Consider the following 21471-nt stretch of genomic DNA (forward strand, 5'->3'; position numbering starts at 1 on the left):
AGACGGGTGAGCGGCGGCGCAAAGGGCGATAATTGGTGGGTGACGTCGTCGCCCGGTTCTCCGATCGCCGATACCGCGGGCGCGTCGCCCGGACAGCCGGGTGCGCGGTCCGCGGTCGGTAGTTTTCGCTTCTGGTTCGCCAGCCGCCGCTGGGAGTGGTCGCCGGAGGTGTACCGGATGCACGGTTACCGGCCTGGGGAAATCGAGCCGACCACCGAACTGCTACTTGCCCACAAACATCCTGACGACCGCGAACACGTCGCCGAACGCATCGCCCGTTCCGTCGACCGCGGCGAGCCGTTCTCGAGCCGCCACCGGTTCATCGACACCTCCGGTATCGAACACAATGTCATGGTGGTCGCCGACCGCATTCTCGACGACGACGGCCAACCGGTGGGCACGACCGGTTTCTATATCGACCTGAGCGCCACCCTCGCCGAAGCCGAACGTGAAGCGCTCGAGGTGCGTTTGCCGGAACTGATCGAAGCGCGTGCGGTGATCGAACAAGCCAAGGGGGTGCTGATGCGGCTGTACGGGATCAGTGCCGAGCAGGCTTTCAAGGTGCTGGTCTGGCGCTCGCAGGAAACCAATGTCAAGCTGCGCGTGCTGGCCGAACAACTGATCGCCGAACTGGCCACCGTTCCAGCGCCCGAACCCGCGACCCTCGCCACCTTCGATCACGTTCTGCTGACCCTCCACGAACGCATCCCCAAGGACTGACCGCCCCCGATTTCCCAGCAGCGAGAGGTTGCGCCGTCGATGCCGGGCGTCGGCGAACTACGGTGTGGCGGTGGTACTGGAACCGAATGACCGGTTTGCTGGATTCGTTGTGCAGGCTCGGCTTGGTCATGGCGGTAGCAGTGATGTGTATCTGGCCGAGGACCCGGAACGGGCGCGGGCGGTTTCGCTGAAGGTTCTGGGTCCCGAGGACAGTCGGTCACCCGAGGCGCGTGCGCGATTCGTGCACGAGTTCGACATCCTCTCCGTGCTGCGGCATCCCAATATCGTGCGGATGTACACGCACGGTGAAACCGACGGCAGGCTGTGGTCGGCGCACGAGTACGTGGCAGGTACAACAGGGGCGATATTGGTGCCGATGCCGCACCGGCAGCCGGACCTGCGGCGGGTGCTGCATGTGCTGACTCGGGTCGCGGCGGGTTTGGATTTCGTGCACGCCAACGACATCGTCCATCTCGACGTCAAACCGGCGAATCTGTTGGTGGGCACGGATGACCCAGCGACGGTGAAACTTTCGGATTTCGACCAGGCCCGATGGCTGCACCGGCCCGAACCACCCCTGGCCACAAATGGTTTCGTCGTCGTCTCGGTGCCGTACGCCGCCCCCGAGCTGCTGCAGGCAGGCGCTGTGTGCCCGGCGACGGACCAGTACGCACTGATCTCCACGGCCATCGAACTGCTCACCGGCCGCCCGCCGTTCCCGCGCGGAAATCTGATGGCCACCGCACAGGCCCACCTGCACGATCCGCCGCCCGATATCTCCGCACGCCGACACTGGATCCCACCCGAGGTCGACTCGATCGTGCACCGTTCGCTCGCAAAGGATCCGAACGCCCGCTACACCACCTGCACCGAACCCATCGCCCTACTCACCGAGGCCCTCCACGAGACCCGTCCGGGCAGCCCCTTGCTGAAGCGTTTGAACGCGGCATTCACCCGATCGGCGCTACGCCGGTAGCGATATCGGCGGCAGCGAAATGCCCGACACGGCAGGGCCGAATTCGAATCACCGTGATTTTCACGATGTGGAAAAGGCATTGCCTATTTCCGCATGCGTCCGCAAAGTGAGTCGAAATATTCGCCCGGCGTAGCGGTATTCCGGCGAGTCGCCCACCGAGAGAAATGCGGGTTATCGAAAAGTATGACGACCTGCCGACAAGATGAGATATCGGTTGAACGCACAGCGCGGGCAATGTCGCTATTCGGCGGTTCCGCGCGATCACCGGAATCGGTACACGCGGCGGACTCGTCGTCCAATTGCTTGCGATCGCGGTGGCCGGATGGCTGATGGCCCGGCTTCCGGACCCGCAGACCCGGATGCCGGAACGATCCGGCAACCGCCGCTTTTCGCCGGTCTGCTGGCGATCAGTGGATTGGCGGCGATCGATCCGCTGGCTGTCGCGGTCCTGACCATCGGCGCCGCATCAGCAGTCGGCGCCTTCGTCATGGGGCGATACATCCCCGTCTACATCCCCTGGCCCAATCGGATCGAACGAAAGGTGGCCGCACAATGAGTGCGAGAGTGCGTAGCAGGCTCTTCATAGGCGCGGTAGTTGCCGTAACCGCCGCAGTGGTGTTGAGCGCGTGTGGTGGTGGCGATGTTCGTAAATCCGGTAGGGTTCCGCTGTTTCGCTATCAGGGCTGGGCGTCGCAGGTCACGATTCCGGAACTCGCCGAGGATCTCGGCTTTTTCGAAGGCAAGGTGAAGCTGGACTGGCAGGGAAACACGATCAGTGGTCCGCAGGATATCCAGTCGGCGGCGACCGGCCAGGTCGACTTCGGTGGCGCTTTCGGTGGTGCGGTGGCGAAGCTGGCCCACGCCGGTGCGCCGATTACCGCGGTGCTGAACTACTACGGCTCCGACGACAAGACGTTCACGGGGTTCTACGTTCCCGAGAACAGTCCGATCACGACGCCGAAAGACCTGCTGAGCAAGAAGATCGGCGTGAACACGCTGGGCGGCCAATCCGAGGCGGATATCCACGATGCGCTGAAGAAGAGCGGTTACGACGAGGAACAGATCAGATCGGTTCAGTTGGTGGTCTTGCCGCCGCCGAATACCGAGGACGCCCTCCGGCGCGGACAGGTCGACGTCGCCGCCTTGGGCGGACAGTTCCAGCAGCGGGCGATCGCGAACGGCGGACTTCGTGCGGTATTCACCGACTACGAGGAATTCGGTCCGTTCAACGGCGGTCAGTACGTCTTTCGCAATGACTTCCTCGCCAGGAACCCGGCCAGCGTCGAGGCATTCGTGAGCGGAGTCGCCAAGGCGATCGAATGGCAGAAGACCACACCACGCGATGAAGTCATCGCCAGGTTCACTCAGATCATCGAGAAGCGGCAACGTCCGGGCGAGGATGCTTCGTCGGTGAAGTTCTGGCAGTCGGTCGGAGTGCCCGCGCCCAGCGGGGTCATCGCCGACACCGATTTCCTGCGCTGGGAGAGTTGGTTGCGGGATACCGGCGGGATCACCGGCGCCTTCGAGCCGTCGAAGTTCTTCACCAATAGGTTCAATCCGAACGCGCCGAAGTCATAGCGATCATTCGGCAGGGAAGGCGAAGTCGCGGATGAGCGCCGCGAGCTCGAGGGGCCGGTCCCCCTGGACCGAGTGTCCGGCGCCGTCGACGACCGCGACCCGCGCGCCGGGGCGGCGGCGGAGCAGTTCCGCGACGTCGGCGTCGTCGACAACTGGTGAGCGTGCGCCGCGCACGAGAAGTAGTGGTGCTTGTACGGCGGATACGTCGTCCCACAGTGGGCTGAAGTCGACCGACCCGTCGGCGGTGGGGCGGAGTCGGTCGTAGCGCCAGATCCAGCGGCCGTCGTCGCGTGGGCGTGCGTTGTGCAGGACTCCGCGTCGCAGCGACTGGACCGACCGGCTCGGATTGTGCGCGACGGTGCGCTCCAGGATCTCGTCGAAGGATCCGAAGTCGGTGGGGCCGTTGACGAATGCGACTATCGCCGCGGTCTTGTTCGGGTTATTGCCGGTGCCAGGGGTAACGTCGACGATGATCAGGCGGCGCACCAGGTCCGGGCGGCGCGCGGCCAGTCGCACTGCGGTCAGTCCACCGAGGGACATGCCGACGACCGCCGTCGCCTGCGGCGCCACGGTATCAACCGCGGTGGCGACCGCGTCGGCCAGCAGGTGCGGTGTGTACAGATGGTCGGGCCACCAGTCGGAATGGCCGTGGCCGGGCAGGTCGAGCGCGACGAGTGGGCGGTTCAGCGCCAGCGCCACGGTGTCCCAGGTGTGCGCGTTCTGCGCGCCACCGTGCACGAGCACCAACTCAGGTTCGCCGTCACCCCAGCGCAGTCCACTGATGTGGCGACCGGACCCGATGTCGATCGAGAACCGCTGCACCTGGGGCGGACCGGACCAGGGCAGCCCGGCCTCGGCCGCGTTCTCGGCGAACAGTCCGAATTCGTCATAGTCCGGTGTTGTCATCTGAGCACGAAACCCTGTTTGTCGAAGATGGATTCAGCTGAAGTGGATGATCGAGAGCAGTCCGACGATCAGTGAGTACGTTGCGAACGGTAGCAGGGTGCGAGTTTGGAAGTGCCGCTCCAGGTAGCGCACGGCCAGCCAGGACGAGGCCCCGGACACGACTGCGCCGACGAGTATCGGCCCCCGAATGCCGGCGGTCTCCGGTCCGAACAGTTCCGGCAATTCCACGATCCCGGCACCCAGGATTGCCGGAGTAGCAAGCAGGAAGGCGAATTTGGCCGCGTGAGTGTGTTCGAGACCGCGCCACAATCCCCCGACCATGGTGAGGCCCGCGCGGCTGAACCCGGTCAGCAGGGCGCCGGCTTGCGCGAATCCGATGCCTACGGCGTCGCGCTTCCCGAGGGCGGCCAGCGGCCGGTCGGATTGGCGGGCCGGATGTGATGCGGCGGTGAGGGCGAAACGTCGCCCGTATTCCGCCAGCGTCGGCTCGTTGCGCCGGCGCAGCCCCTCACCGATCACCAATACCACGCCATTGAGAGTCAGGAAGACGGCGGCATCGATGGGCCCCTCGAACAGTGCGTGCAGCGGATGGACGAGCAGCGGGCCGAGGATGGCGACCGGCGTGGAGGCGATCACGATCAGCCACGCCAATCGCTGCGGAACGGTATCGAGCCGCCTGGTGCGCAGCGTCGTGACGAAACCGGCGACTATCGCGCACCAGTCGCGCCAGTAATACCCGAGCAACGCCACGGCTGTCGCCACGTGTAGCGCGACCACGAATGCGAGATAGGGATTGCCCGCGCCGGACTCGTTCTGGACCAGCAACTTCCGCCAATCACCGCCCACCCATGCGGCGATCAGCACGGAGTGACCGAGGCTGGAGATCGGAAACAGCTCGGTGACCCCCTGCACCGCACCGATGACAGTCGCTTCGAGATAGGTGATCATCGCGGACGATTCTTGCACGTGCGCGACAGTCCTTCCGGCTGGGAGTAGCACACGCCGATTTGTCCGAATACTGGTTCCCGCAGCATGTTTCGGGGGTGGACTACGGTGCGACATCGTCCTGCGGCATTCCCCGGATTCGCGGTGTTCCTCCGTCGGTGGGCACGACTGAAGTCCGCTGTGGGGTGATGGCCGCGTTCCACTGGCGAGATCATGTACGGAAAGGTCTGGGGTGCCCAGCAATTCGTCGGCGAGTATCGAGCGAACTTCGTCCACCAGCTCGTGGAACGAGGTGTCCTCGGGCAGTTAGGGTTTCGATTTCGTGCCGCGATGCGCGCGAGGATGCGCCGGTCTCGTCCAGCGCGGTGGGGTTCCGGGAGGGGCAACAGCGGCAATTCGGCGGGGCATTTTTTGACCCGCTCGGCAACACAGTGTGTTGCCGAGCGGGTTCCTTCCCCGTTCGCTGCGCAAACGCCGCCACGTCGCACAGCGCTGCCATGTTAGCCCACGCAGCCCGTAGTTCTATGTCGCCACGCCGATGTCGGCGAGTCCGGCGTGTTCGAAGCCGAAGTGTAGATCGATGGAGCGCCCGACCGACCGAGGCTGGACCTCTGCTGATGCAAGCGGTGCACGGCCCGCATGCATGGTGACTACTGCGCCGCAGTAGGTTCGGTTGCCGGGGTGGGCAGTCCGGCGAGGCGGTGCGGCGCCAGTAGGGATTTCACGGTTTCGGCGGGCAGCAGGCCGAGCTCGGTGGCGATTTCGTCGACGGGGCGGCCGGTGTGCAAGGCCTGCTTGGCGATTCGGGCGCTGGCGGCGTAGCCGATGTGGGGGGTGAGGGCGGTGACGATGCCGATGGAGCGGCGGACACCCTGTTCCAGATGGTCGCGGTGGGGGGTGATGCCCGCGACGCATCTGGTTGCCAGGGCATCGATGGCGGCGGTGAGGTGGGCGGTGCTGCGGAGCAGGCTGTAGGCGATGATCGGCTCGAAGGCGTTGAGCTGGAGCTGGCCCGCCTCGGCGGCCATGGTGACGGTCATATCGTTGCCGACAGCCGCGAATGCGACCTGATTGACGACCTCCGGGATGACCGGATTGACCTTGCCGGGCATGATCGATGATCCGGCTTGCACTGGGGGAAGCGAGATTTCTCCCAGACCTGTCGTCGGTCCCGAGGACATGAGCCGCAGGTCGTTGCAGATCTTGGACAGTTTGACCGCCACGCGCTTGACGATGCCGGAGATCTGGACGAACGCGCCGCAGTCCTGGGTGGCTTCGATGAGATCGGCGGCCGAGGTCACCGGAATCCGTGTGATATCGGCGAGATGAGTGCAGGCCAGCGCCGGGTAATCCGGATGGCCGTTGATACCGGTGCCGATCGCGGTACCGCCGAGATTGCATTCGCGCAACAGTGCGGTGCCCTCGTCGAGGCGCGCGCAGTCCTCGCGCACCATGATCGCGAAGGTGCCGAACTCCTGACCGAGCGTCATCGGTACGGCATCCTGGAGCTGGGTGCGGCCCATCTTGATGACGTCAGCGAATTCGCTTGCCTTGCCGTCGAATTCGGTTGCCAGCCGACCCAGTGCGGCGACCAGATCGTGGATGTGGTGCACGATCGCGAGTTTCACCGCGGTCGGGTAGACGTCGTTGGTGGACTGACCCAGATTCACATGGTCGAGCGGGTCCAGTTCGGTATAGCCGCCGCGGTCGTGGCCGAGCAACTCCAGCGCCCGATTGGCGATGACCTCGTTGGCATTCATATTCGTCGAGGTACCGGCCCCGCCCTGCACGGGATCGATGGGGAACTGGTCGTGCAGTGCGCCCCCGCGGATCTCGTCGCAGGCCGCATCGATTGCGTCGGCACGGCGCGAATCGAGCAGGCCGAGGTCCCGGTTGGCCCGGCAGGCGGCCTGTTTGACCGCGGCGAGTGCGGTGATCAGGGCCGGGTAATTGCCGATGCGGTCGCCCGTAATGGCGAAATTGTCCAGCGCGCGAGCAGTGTGGACGCCCCAGTAGGCCTCGCGCGGTACCGCGCGGGTGCCGAGGGAATCGCGTTCGGTACGAGTGCTTTCGGTCATCGGATTCCTGTTCAGTTGGATGTGTGCGGGAACGGCTGTGTCGCACGGTGATTCGAGAGTTCGCCGAGCAGATTCGTCGTCATCCAGCGGCGCAGCTCGCTGCCGGACAGGCCGAGGTCGACCAGGTAGCCGAGTTTCGCGAGTGCGGCCTCCCTGGTCATATCGCCGCCGCCGATGGCGTCGGCATCGCGCACGGCCCGGCCGGGTTGATAGCGGTCGAGATCGACTGTGCCGCTGTCACAGTGCGTGATGACGACTACCGGCGTTCCCCGTGCGGTGGCCGCGCGGATGGCCTCGACTGTTGCCGAACCGTGCAGTGGCAGTGTGCCTGAGCCGTAGCACTCGAGTACGAGTCCGCCCCAGTAGTGGCGCAGTGCCGTATCGAGCAGGTCCGGATGCATTCCGGGAAACACGGTGAACAGGCCGACGGGTGAGCCATCGATGCGCGGACGCGTCTCGGGCAGTCGCGGTGGTGCGGGCGGCGGTGCGTACTCCCGGACCGTGGTGAATCCGTCGTAGTCGTCGCAGGCGCGTTTACTGGCCCGCACGGTTGGATGCAGCGACTCGCCGAAGGCGATGAATGTTCCCGAGACTGCCTGGGCGGCAATGCCGTTCAGCGCAAGCGCCAGGTTGCTCCGCGCGTCACTGCCGGGAAGACCCAGCGGGATCTGCGCTCCTGTCAGCACGACGGGCACCTCGATACCGCGCAGCTCGAATGCCATCCGAGCGCCCACGTAGGCCATCGTGTCGGTGCCGTGCACAACGACGACACCATCCGGTTGCCGCTGCGCTACACCGGACCGGACTCGTGCGGCGATCCGGCGGGCGGTATCGGGCCCGGCATCGGCACTATCGATGACCTGCTCGAGTTCGGTGTAGTCGAACCGAACCGCGATGCCGTTCTCGCGCTCGAATCGTGCAATGGTGTCCGCGATTTCACTGCCCAGACCCCGGCGGGGTCGCAGGCCGTCACCGTGATCGACCATCCCGAATGTGCCACCGGTGTAGAGGATATCGACACTGATCTGTGAAAGACGGTGCGGCAGCGTGGCGATCGAAGTCACGCGGTCTCCGATCCGGTTTCCGACATCGGAGCGAGCACGTCCGGATCCAGCCGACCTCGCACTCGGAACCAACCCACCACCATCGTGACGACGACCAGCAGGAATGCCGCCAGCGTGATGCGCCCGATCTCGTCGTCGAAGAACATCAGCAGAATGACGGCGAGCAGGAAGCCGAGGGTGAGGGTATTGAGCACCGGCGCGAAGGGCAGCCGGAAGGCGGGCCTGCGGTAGTGCCCCTGCTCGGCTCGGCGCACGAAGATCCAGTGACAGATCATGATCGACGCCCAGGTGCCGACGATGCCGAGTCCGGCCAGATTCAGCACGATCTCGAAGGCCTTCTGCGGCATGACCAGATTGAGCACCACGCCCGCGATACCGACCACGCTCGTGATCAGAATGCCGCCGTACGGTGCGCCATTGCGGTTCATGCGCTGGGCGAAACGTGGTGCCGCACCGGCCACTGCCATGGAGCGCAGGGTGCGACCGGTCGCGTAGAGCCCGGCATTCAGACTCGACATCGCGGCGGTGAGCACCACCAGATTCATGACGTCGGCGGCGTGCGGTATGCCGATCGAACTCATCACCGTGACGAACGGACTTTCGCTGGGGGAGTAGGCCGTCCACGGCAGTAACAGTGTGAACAGGATGACCGAGCCCGCGTAGAACAGGATGATCCGCCACATGATGGAGTTCACCGCGCGCGGCACCACCAGTCTGGGATTGTCGGCTTCGCCCGCGGCGACGCCGATCATCTCGGTACCGCCGAAGGCGAACACCACGCCGAGCGCGATGGTGAGCATGGGTGCGAGGCCGCGGGGGAACAGTCCGCCGTGATCGGTGATCGTCGAAATGCCGGGGTCGTGCCCACCGACCGAGGTGCCGGTGACGATGAATCCGATGGCCAGCAGCATGAATACGACGATGGTCCCGACCTTGACCAGCGCGAACCAGAATTCGAGTTCGCCGAACAGTCGCACCGACATCACATTGAGTGCGACGACGACCGTCAGCGCGATGAGCGCCAGCACCCACTGCGGCACGGGCACGAAGAACGACCAGAAGTGCGCGTAGAGCGCGACCGCCGTGATGTCGGCGACGAGGGTCGTCGACCAGTTCAGGAAGTAGAGCCAGCCCACCGAGTACGCGCCGCGCTCACCGAGGAATTCGCGGGCATAGGACACGAACGCCCCGGACGAAGGCCGGTACATGACCAGTTCGCCGAGTGCGCGCACGACCATGAACGTGAAGATTCCGCACACGATGTAGACGAGGGCGAGGGACGGTCCGGCGAGCGCCATCCGGCCGCTGGCGCCGAGGAACAGTCCGGTGCCGATCGATCCGCCGATCGCGATCATCTGCATATGGCGCTTGCGTAGCCGCTTCTGGTAGCCGAGGTCCCCGATATCGATCCGCGGTGCGGGCGTGGTGGTGGCGGTCGACTGTTGGTCGTGATGTTGCATCGAAAACCTTCCATGGGCCGGATCTAGCCCCGAAGAAGTAAGGCTGTCAGGCTGTAAGACAGGTTGACTGTAATGGGGGTCACAGCGGCTGTCAATGCCATACTGGGTCGCGTGACGGTCGAGGAAGGGTACGTGCAGCGCATCGGCGCCACCGAAGCGGTCTTTCGCCGGCTGAAGAGCCTCATCCAGAGCGACGATTACGCGGTGGGCGATCGGCTGCCCGCGGAGTTGGCGCTGGCCAAGCAGTTCGGGGTGAGCCGGCCGGTGGTCCGCGAGGCGCTACATGCCTGTGCCATCCTCGGACTCACCGAAACCCACACCGGCCGAGGCACTTTCATCGTCTCCAAGAATGCCGATACCCAGCCGACCTTCGCGGGGGTCGGCGCGGGTGACCTGATCGAGGCGCGCAGGCTCGTCGAAATACCGGCCGCCGGATTCGCCGCCGAGCGCGGCACGCCGGAGCAGGTGCGGCAGCTGTTCGAGATCCTGGACAAGCTCGCGGCGGCCCCGGATGCGCACGAATGGGTGCGCTACGACGGCGAATTGCACACCGCGATCGCGGCCGCGAGCGGCAATACGATGCTGACCGCCATGGTGGCCGACACTCGCCGCGCGCTGGACCTGCAATCGGAGTTCTTGAATCTGACGCAGGACCGCCGCACCGATTCCGACCGCGAGCACGAGGCCATCGTGCGGGCCATCGAGGCCGGTACGCCGGAGGCCGCGCGTGCGGCGATGACCGATCATCTGGAGCGAGTCGCCGAAACCGTCGCCCGCATCGGCGCCTGAGCGGCCTACCGTCGCGGTTCGGACGGCTGGTGTGTGCGCTGGATCGTGAGTGATGCGGCGAGCAGGCGTGAGTTGTTCGGATCGGCGGGATCGACACCGGTGAGTTCGGCGATGCGGCGCAGTCGATAGCTGAAGGTGTTGGGGTGCACATGAAGTCGTGCCGCCGCGGCTTTACGGTCGGAGCCGTGGCGCAGGTGTGCCTCCAACGCCTCGAGGAGATGCGGGTTGCTCAGCAGTGGGGTGATCCGTTCGGCCAGCCGGTCGCGGGCGTGGCCCGGTCGGGTGAGCTGGTATTCGAGCAGCAGGTCGTCGAGTCGGTATGTTCCGGTCGGGCGGCCGAGCAGGCGTGCGAGCGTTGCGAGTTCGGCGACCTCCGCCGCGGCTTCGGGCAGTTCGGCGCGCGGGACCGCCGGGCATTCGGCCAGATGCGCCGACGCGCCGAATTGTTCGGCCAGTTCGGCCGCCAGCCCGGCGTAACGGGTCGACTCGGGGTCGTCGGAATACCTTGGGAGCAGGGCGATTCCGGTGGATCCGTCGAAGGTCACCAGCGCGGTGCCATTGCTTATCGTGTCGAGGGTGCGGTGCAGGATCCGTATCCGTCGCCGGGCCAGCAGATCGGCGACGGAGGTGGGTTGGTCGTCGGAATCGATATGGATGCCGAGCACCGTGTAGCGATCGCTGAGCGGGGTGTCGGCGCGGGCGGCCTGTTCATCGGCGGGTTGGCCGCGCAGCAGTGCCGAACACAGTTCGCGGCGGGCTTCCCGCTCGGCGTTGTAGATGGATTGTTCGACCGCCGTGTAGGTCTCGACGACGATGATATTGATGTGCTTGAGCAGATCGAGCAGACGGGAGCCGACCTGGACCAGATCGGCCATTTCTTCGGGCGTCGCGAGTGCGGCGGCTTCGGCGAGCACCGATTGCGCCGAACCGTGGATTGCCTCGATCAGGATCGACAGCGGGAAGCGGTCTTCGGCATGCCGCTCGGCGACCGGTGCCACGAAGGTCGCGACCTCGGCGCCGGTGAATTCGCGGTCTTCGCCGATGGCGTGCAGTACGGCGCGGCCGCAGGCGTAGATGGCGGGCAGCACCTCGGCGGTGAAATGGCCCTCGGGCAGATCGGTCGCGGGCGGGGTCGCGCCGAGGCCCTCGGCGAGCATGCGCTCGGAGATCTGCGGCCACCGGGTCAGTAGCCGGGTCACCAATGGAGCGTCTCGGATGGCCGAGGTCGTAGCGATTGCCATGCGCCGATTGTTGCCGACGACAGTGGGCGGTTCAACGTTTCGGTTTTATCAACCAGAACTTTGTCGTCGACGACAAACCGGTGCGGAGTTATTCGTCATGGCGTGTAGTGACGTCAGCTAATGACCGTTCTAGATTTCGAATACCGCGTAATCACAATGGCGGCCATCACATTTCGTGCGATCTGTGACGTGTGGCATAGCGACCGGCGTGGGGCGGAACCGATCGGAATGGGAAGTACGAAATGTTTGCAATGAAGCAACGGGGCTGCCGCGCCTTCGCGGGTGCCGCCCTCATCGCTGGACTGTCTGTGGCGCATGGGCTCGGAATCGGTGCGGCGGGCGCGGAGCCCGCCGAATCCGATCAGCAATTCCTCGTCGAACAGATCAACGCGGGGCTTGCCCCGGCTCCGGACGGGCGGCAACCACAGGCGATCGTGGATACCGGAAGTGGATCGGGCTGGGCGAAGAGCATCGCATCCAATACCGTCGGTGAAGGGCCCGAAATGACCGCGGCCCTCGCGGCTTTCGCGTACGGTCTCGCGCACCCGGATGCCGCGCCGGCGGGTGCGAACCGGTGGGACTGCAAGCCGAGTGCCGAACATCCGAACCCGGTGGTGCTGTTACACGGCACCTGGCTCAATGCCTTCGACACGTTTGCCTATCTCTCGCCGCAGTTGGCGCGGGCGGGATTCTGCGTATTCGCCTTCAATTTCGGGCGATCCGGGCTGATGGAGGGCGGTGGGATCGGTGCGATGCTGCCCGGTCGCTACGGGGTCGGGCCGATGGCCGAATCCTCGCGCCAGCTGGCGGATTTCGTGGAGCGGGTGCGCGCGGCCACGGGGGCGGAGAAGGTAGATATCGTCGGCCACTCGCAGGGTGGGACGGTGGCGAATCAGTATCTGAAATTCGACGGGGGCGCCGATAAGGTCGGCAAGCTGGTCACTTTCGGTGCCACCCACCACGGCACGTCCTTGATGGGCATCGCGTTGCTCGGGCGGGCCATCAATAACCTCGGCGTGAATATCCTCGGTTTCTACGAGCCGATCGTCGGGCTGTCGAATATCGAACAGGCGGTGGGGTCTTCGTTCTATGCGCGGCTCAACGCGAACGGCGATACCGTGCCGGGTGTCGATTACACGGTCGTCGGGTCGCGGTACGACGAGGTCACCAACCCCTACAACTGGACCTTCCTGCAGGCCGGGCCGGATGCCACGGTCGACAACATCACGCTGCAGGACGGCTGCGAACAGGATCTGTCCGACCACCTGACCATGATGTATTCACCGCGTTCGGCCTCCATCGCGCTCGAGGCCCTGGATCCCGCGCACCATTCGAATCTGGACTGCAGCTTCAACCCATGGTTGATCGGAGGTGGCGGCGGCCTCTGAGTTCGACCGATGAACCCTGCCCGAAGCGGCCGAGCCGGGCAAGGTGTGGACTTCCCAATCTCGGGAGGTTTGACGACCTGAGTGAAAATTGACCGTGCCACTGTCCGTACTCGGGGCCATGCGAATCGGGCCGTGGTTACCGGTCAGCACACCCGGTTGCACCTGACCGCGGTAACGACACGGCAGGAGACCTCGGTGATGCAGCGGTCGCGGTTCGATCCGGGCGAACTGCGGGCGATGGTGACGAGGTTGGAACGGCTCATCGCCGAAGCCAACCGAACTGTCGTCGAGCTGAAGGCTGCGATCGAATTCGCGGAGGTGGAGTCGGTTGCGGTGTCCGAAGAGGTGCGTTCGGATGCGGCATCCGGGGAGGTGCAGTCGGGCGCGGCATATGCTGCGGTGCTGTCGGACGGCGCACCCGTGGGAGTGCAGTCGGGCGCGGCATCTGCGAAGGCGCGTGCGGTCGATGCATCCGGAGATGCGCGGTCGGACGTAGCCTTCACGACAGCACAGTCGAATGTTGCGTCTGTTGCGGTGCAGTCGGACGTTTCTCCTGTTGCGGTGCAGTCGGATGTCGCGTCTGCGGCAATGCGGCCGGAAACTGTGTCAGGTCGATCGGCGACAGACCAACCCACCGCAAGTCGGCACCGTCCACTCGTACGCGAGCCCGCACCAACTCCGTGGTCCCGTCGCAGAGTGGACACCCCGTGGTCACAACGCACGGTCCGTCCGCGCCCGGCGAGACCGAACACACCCACCGAGCCCGCCACATCCCATGCACCGGAACCGATCCCGGTCGCAGCCCCAGCCCCACCGATAACCCCGCGAACCCTGCCCCGACAACCCACCACGGTCCACACGGGCCCCGAACTCGCCGCATCGGCACCGACTGGTTCACTGCGCGAGACCGCGAACCCGGAGGCGATTCGTCCGTCGCCGGATGTTCAAGCGCCGAGGGCGGTTTCGCCACCGGTGAATATCCGGCCGCCAGTTCGTCTGCCGGCGGCGAATGTTGCGGAGCCCGTCGCGGTGGATGTCGAGGCCCGCCCAACTCCACCTCTGCCAGACGATGTTCGAGAACTCGAGACGGCACGCCCGCAGCTTGTGGATGTCGGCGAGCCGGACGGTACGTCGCTGATGCCGAACGCTGCCGAGCCCGCGGCCGCGGCGCTACCGGCGGACGTTCGGGAGCCGGAGGCAGGTCCGCGGCCGACTGATGTTTCGGAGCCTGAGACGGTACGCCCGCCGGTGGATGTCGGAGCGCCGGATCGGGTGCCGTCGCCGACTGATGCCGCAGTGCCAGTGGTTGAGGCGCTACCGGCGGACGTTCGGGAGCCGGAGGCAGGTCCGCGGCCGACTGATGTTTCGGAACCTGAGACGGTACGCCCGCCGGTGGATGTCGGAGCGCCGGATCGGGTGCCGTCGCCGACTGATGCCGAAGAGCCAGTGGTTGAGGCGCTACCGGCCGATGATCGCGAGTTGGAGGCAGCGCCGCTACCGGCCGATGTTGCGGCACCTGCGGCGGACGCACTACCGGCGGAGGTTCGCGACCCCGAAACCCTGTCGCTACCGGTGGAAGGTTCGGAACGCGAGTCGGTACCCGCGCCCGTGAACGATATCGAGGCACCTGCGGCTGTGCCGTTCCTGGCGGACGCGGTCGCTGCGTCACCGGGAGATGCTCGGGAACCAGAAGCTGTGTCGGTACCGAGTGGCCCGCTCGGCGAGATCGCGCGCCCTGAGGCGATTCAACCGTCGACGGATGTTCAAGCGCCGACGGCAGTTTCGCCGACGACGGGTGTTCGGCCGCCGAATTCTCCGCCGTTGTCGGTGGATATCGCGGAACTCGTGCCGATGGCAGTGGGGATGCCCGAGGGCCTGCCCTTGCCGCCGAATGCTGCCGGGCGCGCAGCGATGCCGCTCCCGGCGGACGTTCGGGAGGCTGGGATTCCAGAGCTACCGGGCAAGGTCGAGGAACTGCCACTGGCGGTCTGCGCTCGGGAACCAGAATTGGGACGACCGTCGGCGGATACTGAGGCGCGCGGCGGGGCTGTGCCGCTGTCGGCGGATGTTGCGGCGCCCGAGGCCGTGGCGCTACCGGAGGATGTCGCGGAGCCCGGTGCGGACGCACTACCAGCGGATGTTCGCGAACCCGAGGCTCTATCGTTGCAGATGGACGTCATTGGGCCGGACGAAGTGCCGCTGCCAGTTGACGTTTCGGTCCCCGAGCCGGGACGTACGCCGGTGGAAATCGAGGCGCCCGGGGCGGTGTCGTTGCCAGCGGAGCCTGAGGCACTGCCGTTACCGGCCCACATGTCAGAACCCGAGATGGCACGTCCGCTGGTGGATTCTGGAGCGCCCGAGGTGGTGCCGTCGTCAGCAGTTGCTACCGAGCCAACGGCAGGGCCGCTACCGGCCGATGTCCGGGGGCCGGAGGCAGTGTCGGTACCGGCGGACGTACAGGAGCCCGACGCGGCATCGCTGCCGGTCTACGTGCGACAACCCGAGTCGGCGCCGCTGCCGGTCTATGTGCGAGAGCCCGAGGTGGTGTGGCCGCTCGCGGCGGAACCGCGGTCGGAGGCTGTACCGCTGCCGATCCATTTTCAGGAATCCGAGACAGCACGACTTCCGACATATCCTGACATCGAGATGCCGGGCTCCCGTGCGAATTCCGTCGATTCGGCGACGCCCGTGACCGCTGTCGAGTTGGCGGCGCAGCATGGTCTGGACATCGTCGGATTCGATGGGCCGAATGTCGACAAGTATGTTGTCCGGGAGGTCACGGCAGCGGTGGACGACATGCTCACCCGGTATCCGATTGCCTTGCGCGGCATACGGATTACCGATCCGGACGATAGCGCGCCCCCTGTGCGTGGGGCGTCTGCACCATTGCCGCAATCGGATGCGTCAGCGATCTGGATGGTGCTCGATGGGGGTGCCTTGGCGACCTTGGTCCCGGCGGCCGGGAGTGCGCGGGCGCGCCGGTGGTTGCGGCGGCGGCGCAATGCCGATCGGCCGGTGTATGCGGCGGTTGTGCGTGAGTTCGGTTGTGCGCTCGATGTCGCGGGGGACTTTCGGGCCCGGCACGAGGCGCAACGCCGACTGATTACCGAATCACTGCGTGGCAGTGCGGATCTCACCTACAACCCGCTGGATCCGAGCCTCGCCCTGCTCGATGCGTTCACCGATTTCGCGCTGCACGGGGATCGTGCGGGGAAGTTGGCGAAGGAGTTGCACGACATGCTGGTGAAGATGGCGCGAGCCGAGTCGACCGACCTGTCGGCCTGATCGGGCCAGGGCCGATCCTCGACTTGGGCCGGTTCACAAGATGGATGACTGCTGGCTTGTGTGTTGGCGGAGTCTTTTATCGCTGACCTGCGGTAGCCACCGGATTGTTCGTTACCGTCATCGCGTTCGATTGCCCGCCTTCGGGAGGATCAGCAGTGACGGAGATCGGAACACAACGATCCGACGAGCGGGCGGGCGGTGAATTCGGAGCGTGGCTCGCCTTCAGCGGGTGCCTCATCGCGGTTTTCATGCAGATGATCGACGTGACCATCGTCAATACCGCACTGCCGAATCTCAGCGCGGACCTGCGGGCCTCACAGTCGGCGCAGGTGCTGGTGGTCTCCGGGTATTCGCTGGCCTTCGCGTGCACGCTGCTGACCGCGGCGCGCATCGGTGCCATCGTCGGCCGCCGCACCGTATTCCTGATCTCGGTCACGGCATTCACTGCGGCCTCGGTGTGGTGCGGAATATCCTCGAGCGCAACCGAATTGGTAATCGCAAGAATCGCCCAGGGGGTCGCGGGCGCCGGGATGGCGGCACAGACCATTGCCATCCTCATCGCGAGCTTCCCGCCGAATCGACATCAACAGGTCTTCGCGCTCTACGGTGCGACCGCCGGATTCGCCGGAATGCTCGGGCCGATCCTCGGCGGTGCGCTGGTCACCGCCGATATCGGCGGACTCGGTTGGCATTCGATATTCCTGATGAATCTGCCCGTCGGCGTGCTCGCCTTCGTGCTCGCCTTCAAATACCTGCACCTCGGTAGGCCACCGGAACGCGATCGCCTCGACCTGGGCGGGGTGGCATTGTCCACCGTGGGCCTGTTCGCCTTACTCGCCGCTCTCGCCGACGTTCAGCAGAATGGTTGGCGGCCATGGCCTTTCGGTGTAGTCGCCGCGGCCTTCGCGCTGGGTGCGGTGTTCTTCGGCTACGAGCGCAGGCTGGCTCGACGCGGCGGCAGTCCACTGGTGCGCTTGGATCTGTTCGCCGATCGCGGCTTCGCCATCGGTGCTGCGCTGGTGGCGAGCTTCTTCGGCTTGTTCACCGCATTCGTCTTCACCGTATCGATCACCCTGCAGGACGAATTGCATTGGTCCGCACTGCGCACCGGTGTGGCGATGACACCATTCGCACTCGGCGCGGGTACCGGCGCCCTCGCCTCTATGCTGCTGGTAAAGCGTTGGGGGGTAAAGGCACTCGCATTCGGAATTGCGATGTATGGCTGCTGCGTGGCGATCGGCGCGACATATCTGCGGCTCACCGCGGGCGAGGTGAATCTCGCGTTGGCGCTCGGCCCGGTCTTCATCGCCGGATTCGGGGTCGGCCTGTTCGGTGTGCAAGTGCAACCGCTGATGCTGGCGGGTTTGGACCAGCGCCAGATGGCCGAAGCGTCCGGGCAACTGCCCACCATCGAGCAGATCGGCAATGCGGTCGGGCTCGCACTGCTCAGCGTCGTGTTCTTTCGCACCCACACCCTGGACGGCAGCATTGTCATGCTGGCGGCCATCGCGGTCATCGCCATCGCGATGGCGGTGCCGACCCTGGCGTTGCCCGCACCGTCGCGGGAACCCACATAAGGTCAGGCCGAGCCGGTGGTGCCCAGTGGAGACGGTTCGCCGGGCTCGGATCCGATGAGCAGCCGCTTGAGAATCTTCCCGGTTTCGCCCCGGGGGAGTGCGTTGAGGAACGTGACATCGCGCGGAACGGAGAAACGGCTGAGCCGATTGCGAATGTAGGACCGGATCATATCCGAATCCAGCCCCGCGCCTTCGCGTTTCACCACGAAAGCCGCCAGACGCTGCCCGAACTCGGTATCCGGCACGCCGACCACGGCGACCTCACTGACCTGTGGCAGATGCGCAAGGGCCTCCTCGACCGGACGCGGGAACACATTCTCACCACCCGAGATGATCATCTCGTCGTCGCGTCCGGCAATGAACATTCGACCCGCGACATCGAGATAGCCGAGGTCGCCGGTGTCGAGCATGCCGTCGGCCTCGGCGGGTGGCGCCGAATTGACGTAGCCGTCGAACAGCATGTGGTTGCCGACGAAGATATGCCCGGTGACGCCGATCGGAACCGGACGCTGATCCGGACCGAGCACCGCGACCCTGGTGCCGAGCGGCGGTCGGCCCGCAGTGGTCGGTGCGGTGCGCAGATCATCCGGAGTCGCGATGGTGGCCCAGGACACCTCGGTGGAACCGTAGACGTTGTAGAGGATCTCGCCGTAGGTGTCCATGAATCGCAGCACGGTCGTCCCGGCCAGCGGTGCGCCGCAGCTGATCACGGTGCGCAGACTGGATGTGTCGTAGCGAGCACGCACGGCGGTGGGCAGATCGAGGATGCGATTCACCATGGTCGGCACCACGATCATGCTCTCGACCTGGTGTTCGGCGACCAGCCGCAGACAGTCCTGCGCGTCGAACCGCTCCGGCAATACGACAGTTGCCCGCAGTGCCGTGCTGAGCTGCAGCCCGGCCAGACCCCAGGTGTGGAACAGCGGGGCCGGGATCAGCATCGCCGCATCCATTGCGAGCGGAATCCGCGACAGCAGGGCTGCGATGGTGCCGAAACCCTTCGGATGGGGGCGGCGCGCGCCCTTCGGTGTGCCGCTGGTTCCCGAGGTCAGCACGATCAGCCTGCCGGGCTGTGTCGGGATGCGAAATTCGGACTGCCCCATGGCGATCAGGTCGTCGATGGTGGATCGCCCCGGTGCCGGCGGGCGACCGTCGGTATTGAACCGCGGCAGATCGGTATGCAGGTAGCGAACCAGCTGTTCCAGATCACCGTCGACGAACAGCGCCGAAAGCCGGTGGCGCTGCACGATTTCCTCGATGCGCCGCCCGGACAGCCCCGCATTCAACAGCGCGACGTCGACGCCGAGTTTCCCGGCGGCGACCATGGTTTCGATCATGCCCGCATGGTTGCGCGACAGCAAGCCCACCGCGTCTCCGGACGCGAGCCCCAGGGTGGCCATGGCCCCCGCCAGCGCGTTCGTGCGTTCATGCATCTGAGCGAAGGTGCGGGTGCCGGAGTCGTCGACGACAGCGATCCGATCCGGCGAATGCGCGGCTCCCGCCGCGTATCCGCCCGCCAGATTGAAACCCCACTTCGCCAGGGAGCGAACCTGTTTGATGCTGGTCGCGGGGTTGGTGGGCCGCGCGACACCGGTACTCATGATCTGCCTGGCCACACCCACCTGCCGCCGCAGCGGTGAATTCTCGGCATTGACCGCGACCGAGGTGTGCGCGCCGCGAATCACGTCGACCGCGTGCCGCAATCCGCTGTCGACCCACGCCACCACTGCGGCATTGGATTGCTCCGGCAGCAGCGGATGCATCCGGCCCGGTGCGAACAGGGTGATGACGATCTTGGTGCGCTCGTCGTCACCGCGCAGGCGGATTGAGGCGAAACTGCCGGTGCCCAGGCACTCCAATTCGAAGCTCTCGTACCAGCGACACACCCGGAACCGCACCTGGTGCGTGCGGATTCCGGATTCCGGGGTGCCGACCCGCAGTTCCAGAATGCCGTTGTCGGTACGGGATTCCACGCGTTCGCAGGCGCCGATGCCGGCGAATAAGCGCGGATAGGTCTGTGGTTCGAGCAGCAGATCCCAGAGCGCTCGCCGGGCGATCGCGAATTCCGCGCCCACATCGATGATGTCGGTAACCAACTCATGCACTTCTCGTCGGCCGGTTCGAACAGCTCGGGTCGGCGGGAAACCCCTATGAACGCAAGTATGCGAGGCCCCACCCGTGTTGCCCACCATTCACTGCGAAGTTGGGTTCGCGCCCAACCGGCGACCGGGACCCATGTGAATGACCCCAATAATCGCCGGAATCCACCCCGCCGGGCCTCGCGCACCCGCCCTGGGATCGATCACAATGCACACGCAGGCCAATAATGTTGTGCTCCAATAGGATTGCCCAAATGGTCAGGCAAACCTAAGCTGGGAATACATGGTGATCACCGGGCACCGTCGCCGACACCGTGTCTCGAATACTCGCAGGCGCGACACCGAGGCCGCAGTCGGTGCCGCTGGCGTGGCGGTGTTCGAGGGCAGGCCGCGCTCATCCGGTTCGGGTAATCCGATCCCTCCCCGGATCTGCGTGGGCGCGTCCTGCCGAGGATTACCTTCCGAAAGCGAGGACCGCGCTGGCCAGAGTCAGGCAGTACCAGTAGGTATAGAGCAGGTAGGTGGTGTGGTCGGCGCGGCGATCGCGCCGACGGAGCACGCGGTAGGCGATGACGAAGGCCAGCAGCGCCGCGGCCACTCCGAGCAGTGCCGCGGGGAGCGGTGCGCCCCGATAGACGAGGAAATGCATGGCAACCGGATAGATCACGAATGCCGCCGCCAAGAACCGGCGGCAGGCCGACTCGCCGAAAACCACTGCGGCGGTGCGTCTTCCGACCGCCACATCACCGTCGATATCGCGCAGATCTTGCAGGGATACCAGCACACCCAGGGGTATGGCGATCGCCGCGATCCAGGTCCAGGCCGCCGGGGTCAGGGGAGTCACGATTTGCCAGGCGGCCGCGAGTTGGGCGATCGTACCCGCGACCATGGCGGCATTCTTACCCCACAGTGCGCGGGCACCGCCGAAGTGATTGTGGAAGGCCCACGCCACGATCCAGAGCACCGTCCATTCCAGGACCTGCAGCACGGCACCCAGCGCGAGGAAGGCGGCAGTGACCCAGAGCAGCCGCCACTTGGCGCCCTGCGGGGTGACGAGTCCGACGACGAGCGGCCGGTGCGGCTTGTTGTGGCGATCCTCTTCGATGCCGGTCAGCTGGTTGGAAAGGTTGAACGTGTAGATGTAAAGCCAGAAATAGACCAGACATTCGGCCAACACCAGCGGTAGTGCAACGACACCCGCACGGGTGCTCGCCCATGCGGCGACGGCGAAGGTCGTCGCGGGTACAACGGTCGCCGTAAGGTCGCCTGCGCTGAACGACCAGCAGATGTGGAACTCACGCAGTAGGCCGCTGGTCAGCACGCCGACCCTGCGGCGCGCGGCCGCTTCGGGGGGTGCGGCCATAA

At 65.6% G+C, this 21471-nt stretch carries 17 protein-coding genes; 8 read left to right on the forward strand and 9 right to left on the reverse strand.

Annotated elements, in window-relative coordinates; genetic code table 11:
* Window positions 1-39: 39 nt before the first annotated feature.
* The 4 genes from ACQPZ2_RS20240 to ACQPZ2_RS20255 all read left to right on the forward strand — a co-directional run bounded on the left by ACQPZ2_RS20240 (window position 40) and on the right by ACQPZ2_RS20255 (window position 3274).
* Complete coding sequence (locus ACQPZ2_RS20240; protein ID WP_433526971.1) at window positions 40-720, forward strand: PAS and ANTAR domain-containing protein; 681 nt, start codon at window positions 40-42, stop codon at window positions 718-720.
* 70 nt (window positions 721-790) lie between these two features.
* Window positions 791-1696, forward strand: coding sequence for a serine/threonine-protein kinase (locus ACQPZ2_RS20245; protein ID WP_433526972.1), 906 nt, complete (start codon window positions 791-793; stop codon window positions 1694-1696).
* 322 nt (window positions 1697-2018) lie between these two features.
* Window positions 2019-2252, forward strand: a complete 234-nt coding sequence (locus ACQPZ2_RS20250) for a hypothetical protein (protein WP_433526973.1) — start codon at window positions 2019-2021, stop codon at window positions 2250-2252.
* Window positions 2249-3274 (forward strand): ABC transporter substrate-binding protein, encoded by a 1026-nt coding sequence (locus ACQPZ2_RS20255; protein WP_433526974.1) that lies wholly within the window; start codon window positions 2249-2251, stop codon window positions 3272-3274. Before ACQPZ2_RS20250 ends, ACQPZ2_RS20255 begins: the two co-directional genes overlap by 4 nt.
* Before the next feature lie 3 nt (window positions 3275-3277).
* On the opposite strand, the gene ACQPZ2_RS20260 is transcribed toward ACQPZ2_RS20255, so the two are convergent.
* From ACQPZ2_RS20260 to ACQPZ2_RS20280, 5 genes are all read right to left on the reverse strand, one after another.
* The gene (locus ACQPZ2_RS20260) at window positions 3278-4180 is read right to left on the reverse strand and encodes an alpha/beta fold hydrolase (RefSeq protein WP_433526975.1); all 903 of its coding nucleotides are present in this window, start codon (window positions 4178-4180) and stop codon (window positions 3278-3280) included.
* A 33-nt stretch (window positions 4181-4213) separates the two neighbouring features.
* Complete coding sequence (locus tag ACQPZ2_RS20265; RefSeq protein WP_433527475.1) at window positions 4214-5128, reverse strand: undecaprenyl-diphosphate phosphatase; 915 nt, start codon at window positions 5126-5128, stop codon at window positions 4214-4216.
* A 647-nt stretch (window positions 5129-5775) separates the two neighbouring features.
* Window positions 5776-7203 (reverse strand): aspartate ammonia-lyase, encoded by a 1428-nt coding sequence (locus tag ACQPZ2_RS20270; RefSeq protein ID WP_433526976.1) that lies wholly within the window; start codon window positions 7201-7203, stop codon window positions 5776-5778.
* Window positions 7204-7214: 11 nt separating this feature from the next.
* A complete protein-coding gene (locus tag ACQPZ2_RS20275; protein WP_433526977.1) occupies window positions 7215-8267 on the reverse strand; it encodes an asparaginase domain-containing protein in 1053 nt (350 codons plus the stop codon).
* Complete coding sequence (locus tag ACQPZ2_RS20280) at window positions 8264-9727, reverse strand: amino acid permease (protein WP_433526978.1); 1464 nt, start codon at window positions 9725-9727, stop codon at window positions 8264-8266. Before ACQPZ2_RS20280 ends, ACQPZ2_RS20275 begins: the two co-directional genes overlap by 4 nt.
* A 111-nt stretch (window positions 9728-9838) precedes the next feature.
* On the opposite strand from ACQPZ2_RS20280, the gene ACQPZ2_RS20285 reads away from it, so the two are divergent.
* Complete coding sequence (locus ACQPZ2_RS20285) at window positions 9839-10516, forward strand: FadR/GntR family transcriptional regulator (protein ID WP_433526979.1); 678 nt, start codon at window positions 9839-9841, stop codon at window positions 10514-10516.
* A 5-nt stretch (window positions 10517-10521) separates the two neighbouring features.
* Here the strand turns inward: ACQPZ2_RS20285 and ACQPZ2_RS20290 are convergent, their stop codons facing one another.
* Window positions 10522-11757, reverse strand: coding sequence for a PucR family transcriptional regulator (locus tag ACQPZ2_RS20290; RefSeq protein WP_433526980.1), 1236 nt, complete (start codon window positions 11755-11757; stop codon window positions 10522-10524).
* Window positions 11758-12008: 251 nt separating this feature from the next.
* Here ACQPZ2_RS20290 and ACQPZ2_RS20295 point away from each other — a divergent pair, with 251 nt between their 5' ends.
* On the forward strand, window positions 12009-13145 hold the full coding sequence (locus tag ACQPZ2_RS20295; protein ID WP_433526981.1) for an esterase/lipase family protein: 1137 nt from the start codon (window positions 12009-12011) through the stop codon (window positions 13143-13145).
* 143 nt (window positions 13146-13288) lie between these two features.
* Here ACQPZ2_RS20295 and ACQPZ2_RS20300 read toward each other — a convergent pair whose 3' ends face one another.
* Window positions 13289-13648, reverse strand: a complete 360-nt coding sequence (locus ACQPZ2_RS20300) for a hypothetical protein (protein ID WP_433526982.1) — start codon at window positions 13646-13648, stop codon at window positions 13289-13291.
* An 889-nt stretch (window positions 13649-14537) separates the two neighbouring features.
* On the opposite strand from ACQPZ2_RS20300, the gene ACQPZ2_RS20305 reads away from it, so the two are divergent.
* Both ACQPZ2_RS20305 and ACQPZ2_RS20310 read left to right on the forward strand, forming a co-directional pair.
* Window positions 14538-16430: a hypothetical protein gene (locus tag ACQPZ2_RS20305; protein WP_433526983.1), complete on the forward strand. Its 1893-nt coding sequence runs from the start codon at window positions 14538-14540 to the stop codon at window positions 16428-16430.
* Between the two features lie 155 nt (window positions 16431-16585).
* Window positions 16586-18007: an MFS transporter gene (locus ACQPZ2_RS20310; protein ID WP_433526984.1), complete on the forward strand. Its 1422-nt coding sequence runs from the start codon at window positions 16586-16588 to the stop codon at window positions 18005-18007.
* Between the two features lie 2 nt (window positions 18008-18009).
* Here ACQPZ2_RS20310 and ACQPZ2_RS20315 read toward each other — a convergent pair whose 3' ends face one another.
* Complete coding sequence (locus tag ACQPZ2_RS20315; protein ID WP_433527476.1) at window positions 18010-20103, reverse strand: AMP-binding protein; 2094 nt, start codon at window positions 20101-20103, stop codon at window positions 18010-18012.
* A 457-nt stretch (window positions 20104-20560) separates the two neighbouring features.
* Window positions 20561-21469 (reverse strand): UbiA family prenyltransferase, encoded by a 909-nt coding sequence (locus ACQPZ2_RS20320; RefSeq protein WP_433526985.1) that lies wholly within the window; start codon window positions 21467-21469, stop codon window positions 20561-20563.
* Window positions 21470-21471: the final 2 nt, after the last annotated feature.

The organism is Nocardia pseudovaccinii (assembly GCF_050942345.1).
Classification (GTDB): domain Bacteria; phylum Actinomycetota; class Actinomycetes; order Mycobacteriales; family Mycobacteriaceae; genus Nocardia; species Nocardia pseudovaccinii.

Excerpts from the sequence above, each read along its gene's own strand:
- ACQPZ2_RS20250 (WP_433526973.1), top strand. The coding sequence starts at position 2,019 with ATGGCTGATGGCCCGGCTTCCGGACCCGCAGACCCGGATGCCGGAACG.
- ACQPZ2_RS20260 (WP_433526975.1), bottom strand. The coding sequence starts at position 4,180 with ATGACAACACCGGACTATGACGAATTCGGACTGTTCGCCGAGAACGCG.
- ACQPZ2_RS20320 (WP_433526985.1), bottom strand. The coding sequence starts at position 21,469 with ATGGCCGCACCCCCCGAAGCGGCCGCGCGCCGCAGGGTCGGCGTGCTG.
- ACQPZ2_RS20280 (WP_433526978.1), bottom strand. The coding sequence starts at position 9,727 with ATGCAACATCACGACCAACAGTCGACCGCCACCACCACGCCCGCACCG.
- ACQPZ2_RS20270 (WP_433526976.1), bottom strand. The coding sequence starts at position 7,203 with ATGACCGAAAGCACTCGTACCGAACGCGATTCCCTCGGCACCCGCGCG.
- ACQPZ2_RS20255 (WP_433526974.1), top strand. The coding sequence starts at position 2,249 with ATGAGTGCGAGAGTGCGTAGCAGGCTCTTCATAGGCGCGGTAGTTGCC.
- ACQPZ2_RS20265 (WP_433527475.1), bottom strand. The coding sequence starts at position 5,128 with ATGATCACCTATCTCGAAGCGACTGTCATCGGTGCGGTGCAGGGGGTC.
- ACQPZ2_RS20290 (WP_433526980.1), bottom strand. The coding sequence starts at position 11,757 with ATGGCAATCGCTACGACCTCGGCCATCCGAGACGCTCCATTGGTGACC.
- ACQPZ2_RS20295 (WP_433526981.1), top strand. The coding sequence starts at position 12,009 with ATGAAGCAACGGGGCTGCCGCGCCTTCGCGGGTGCCGCCCTCATCGCT.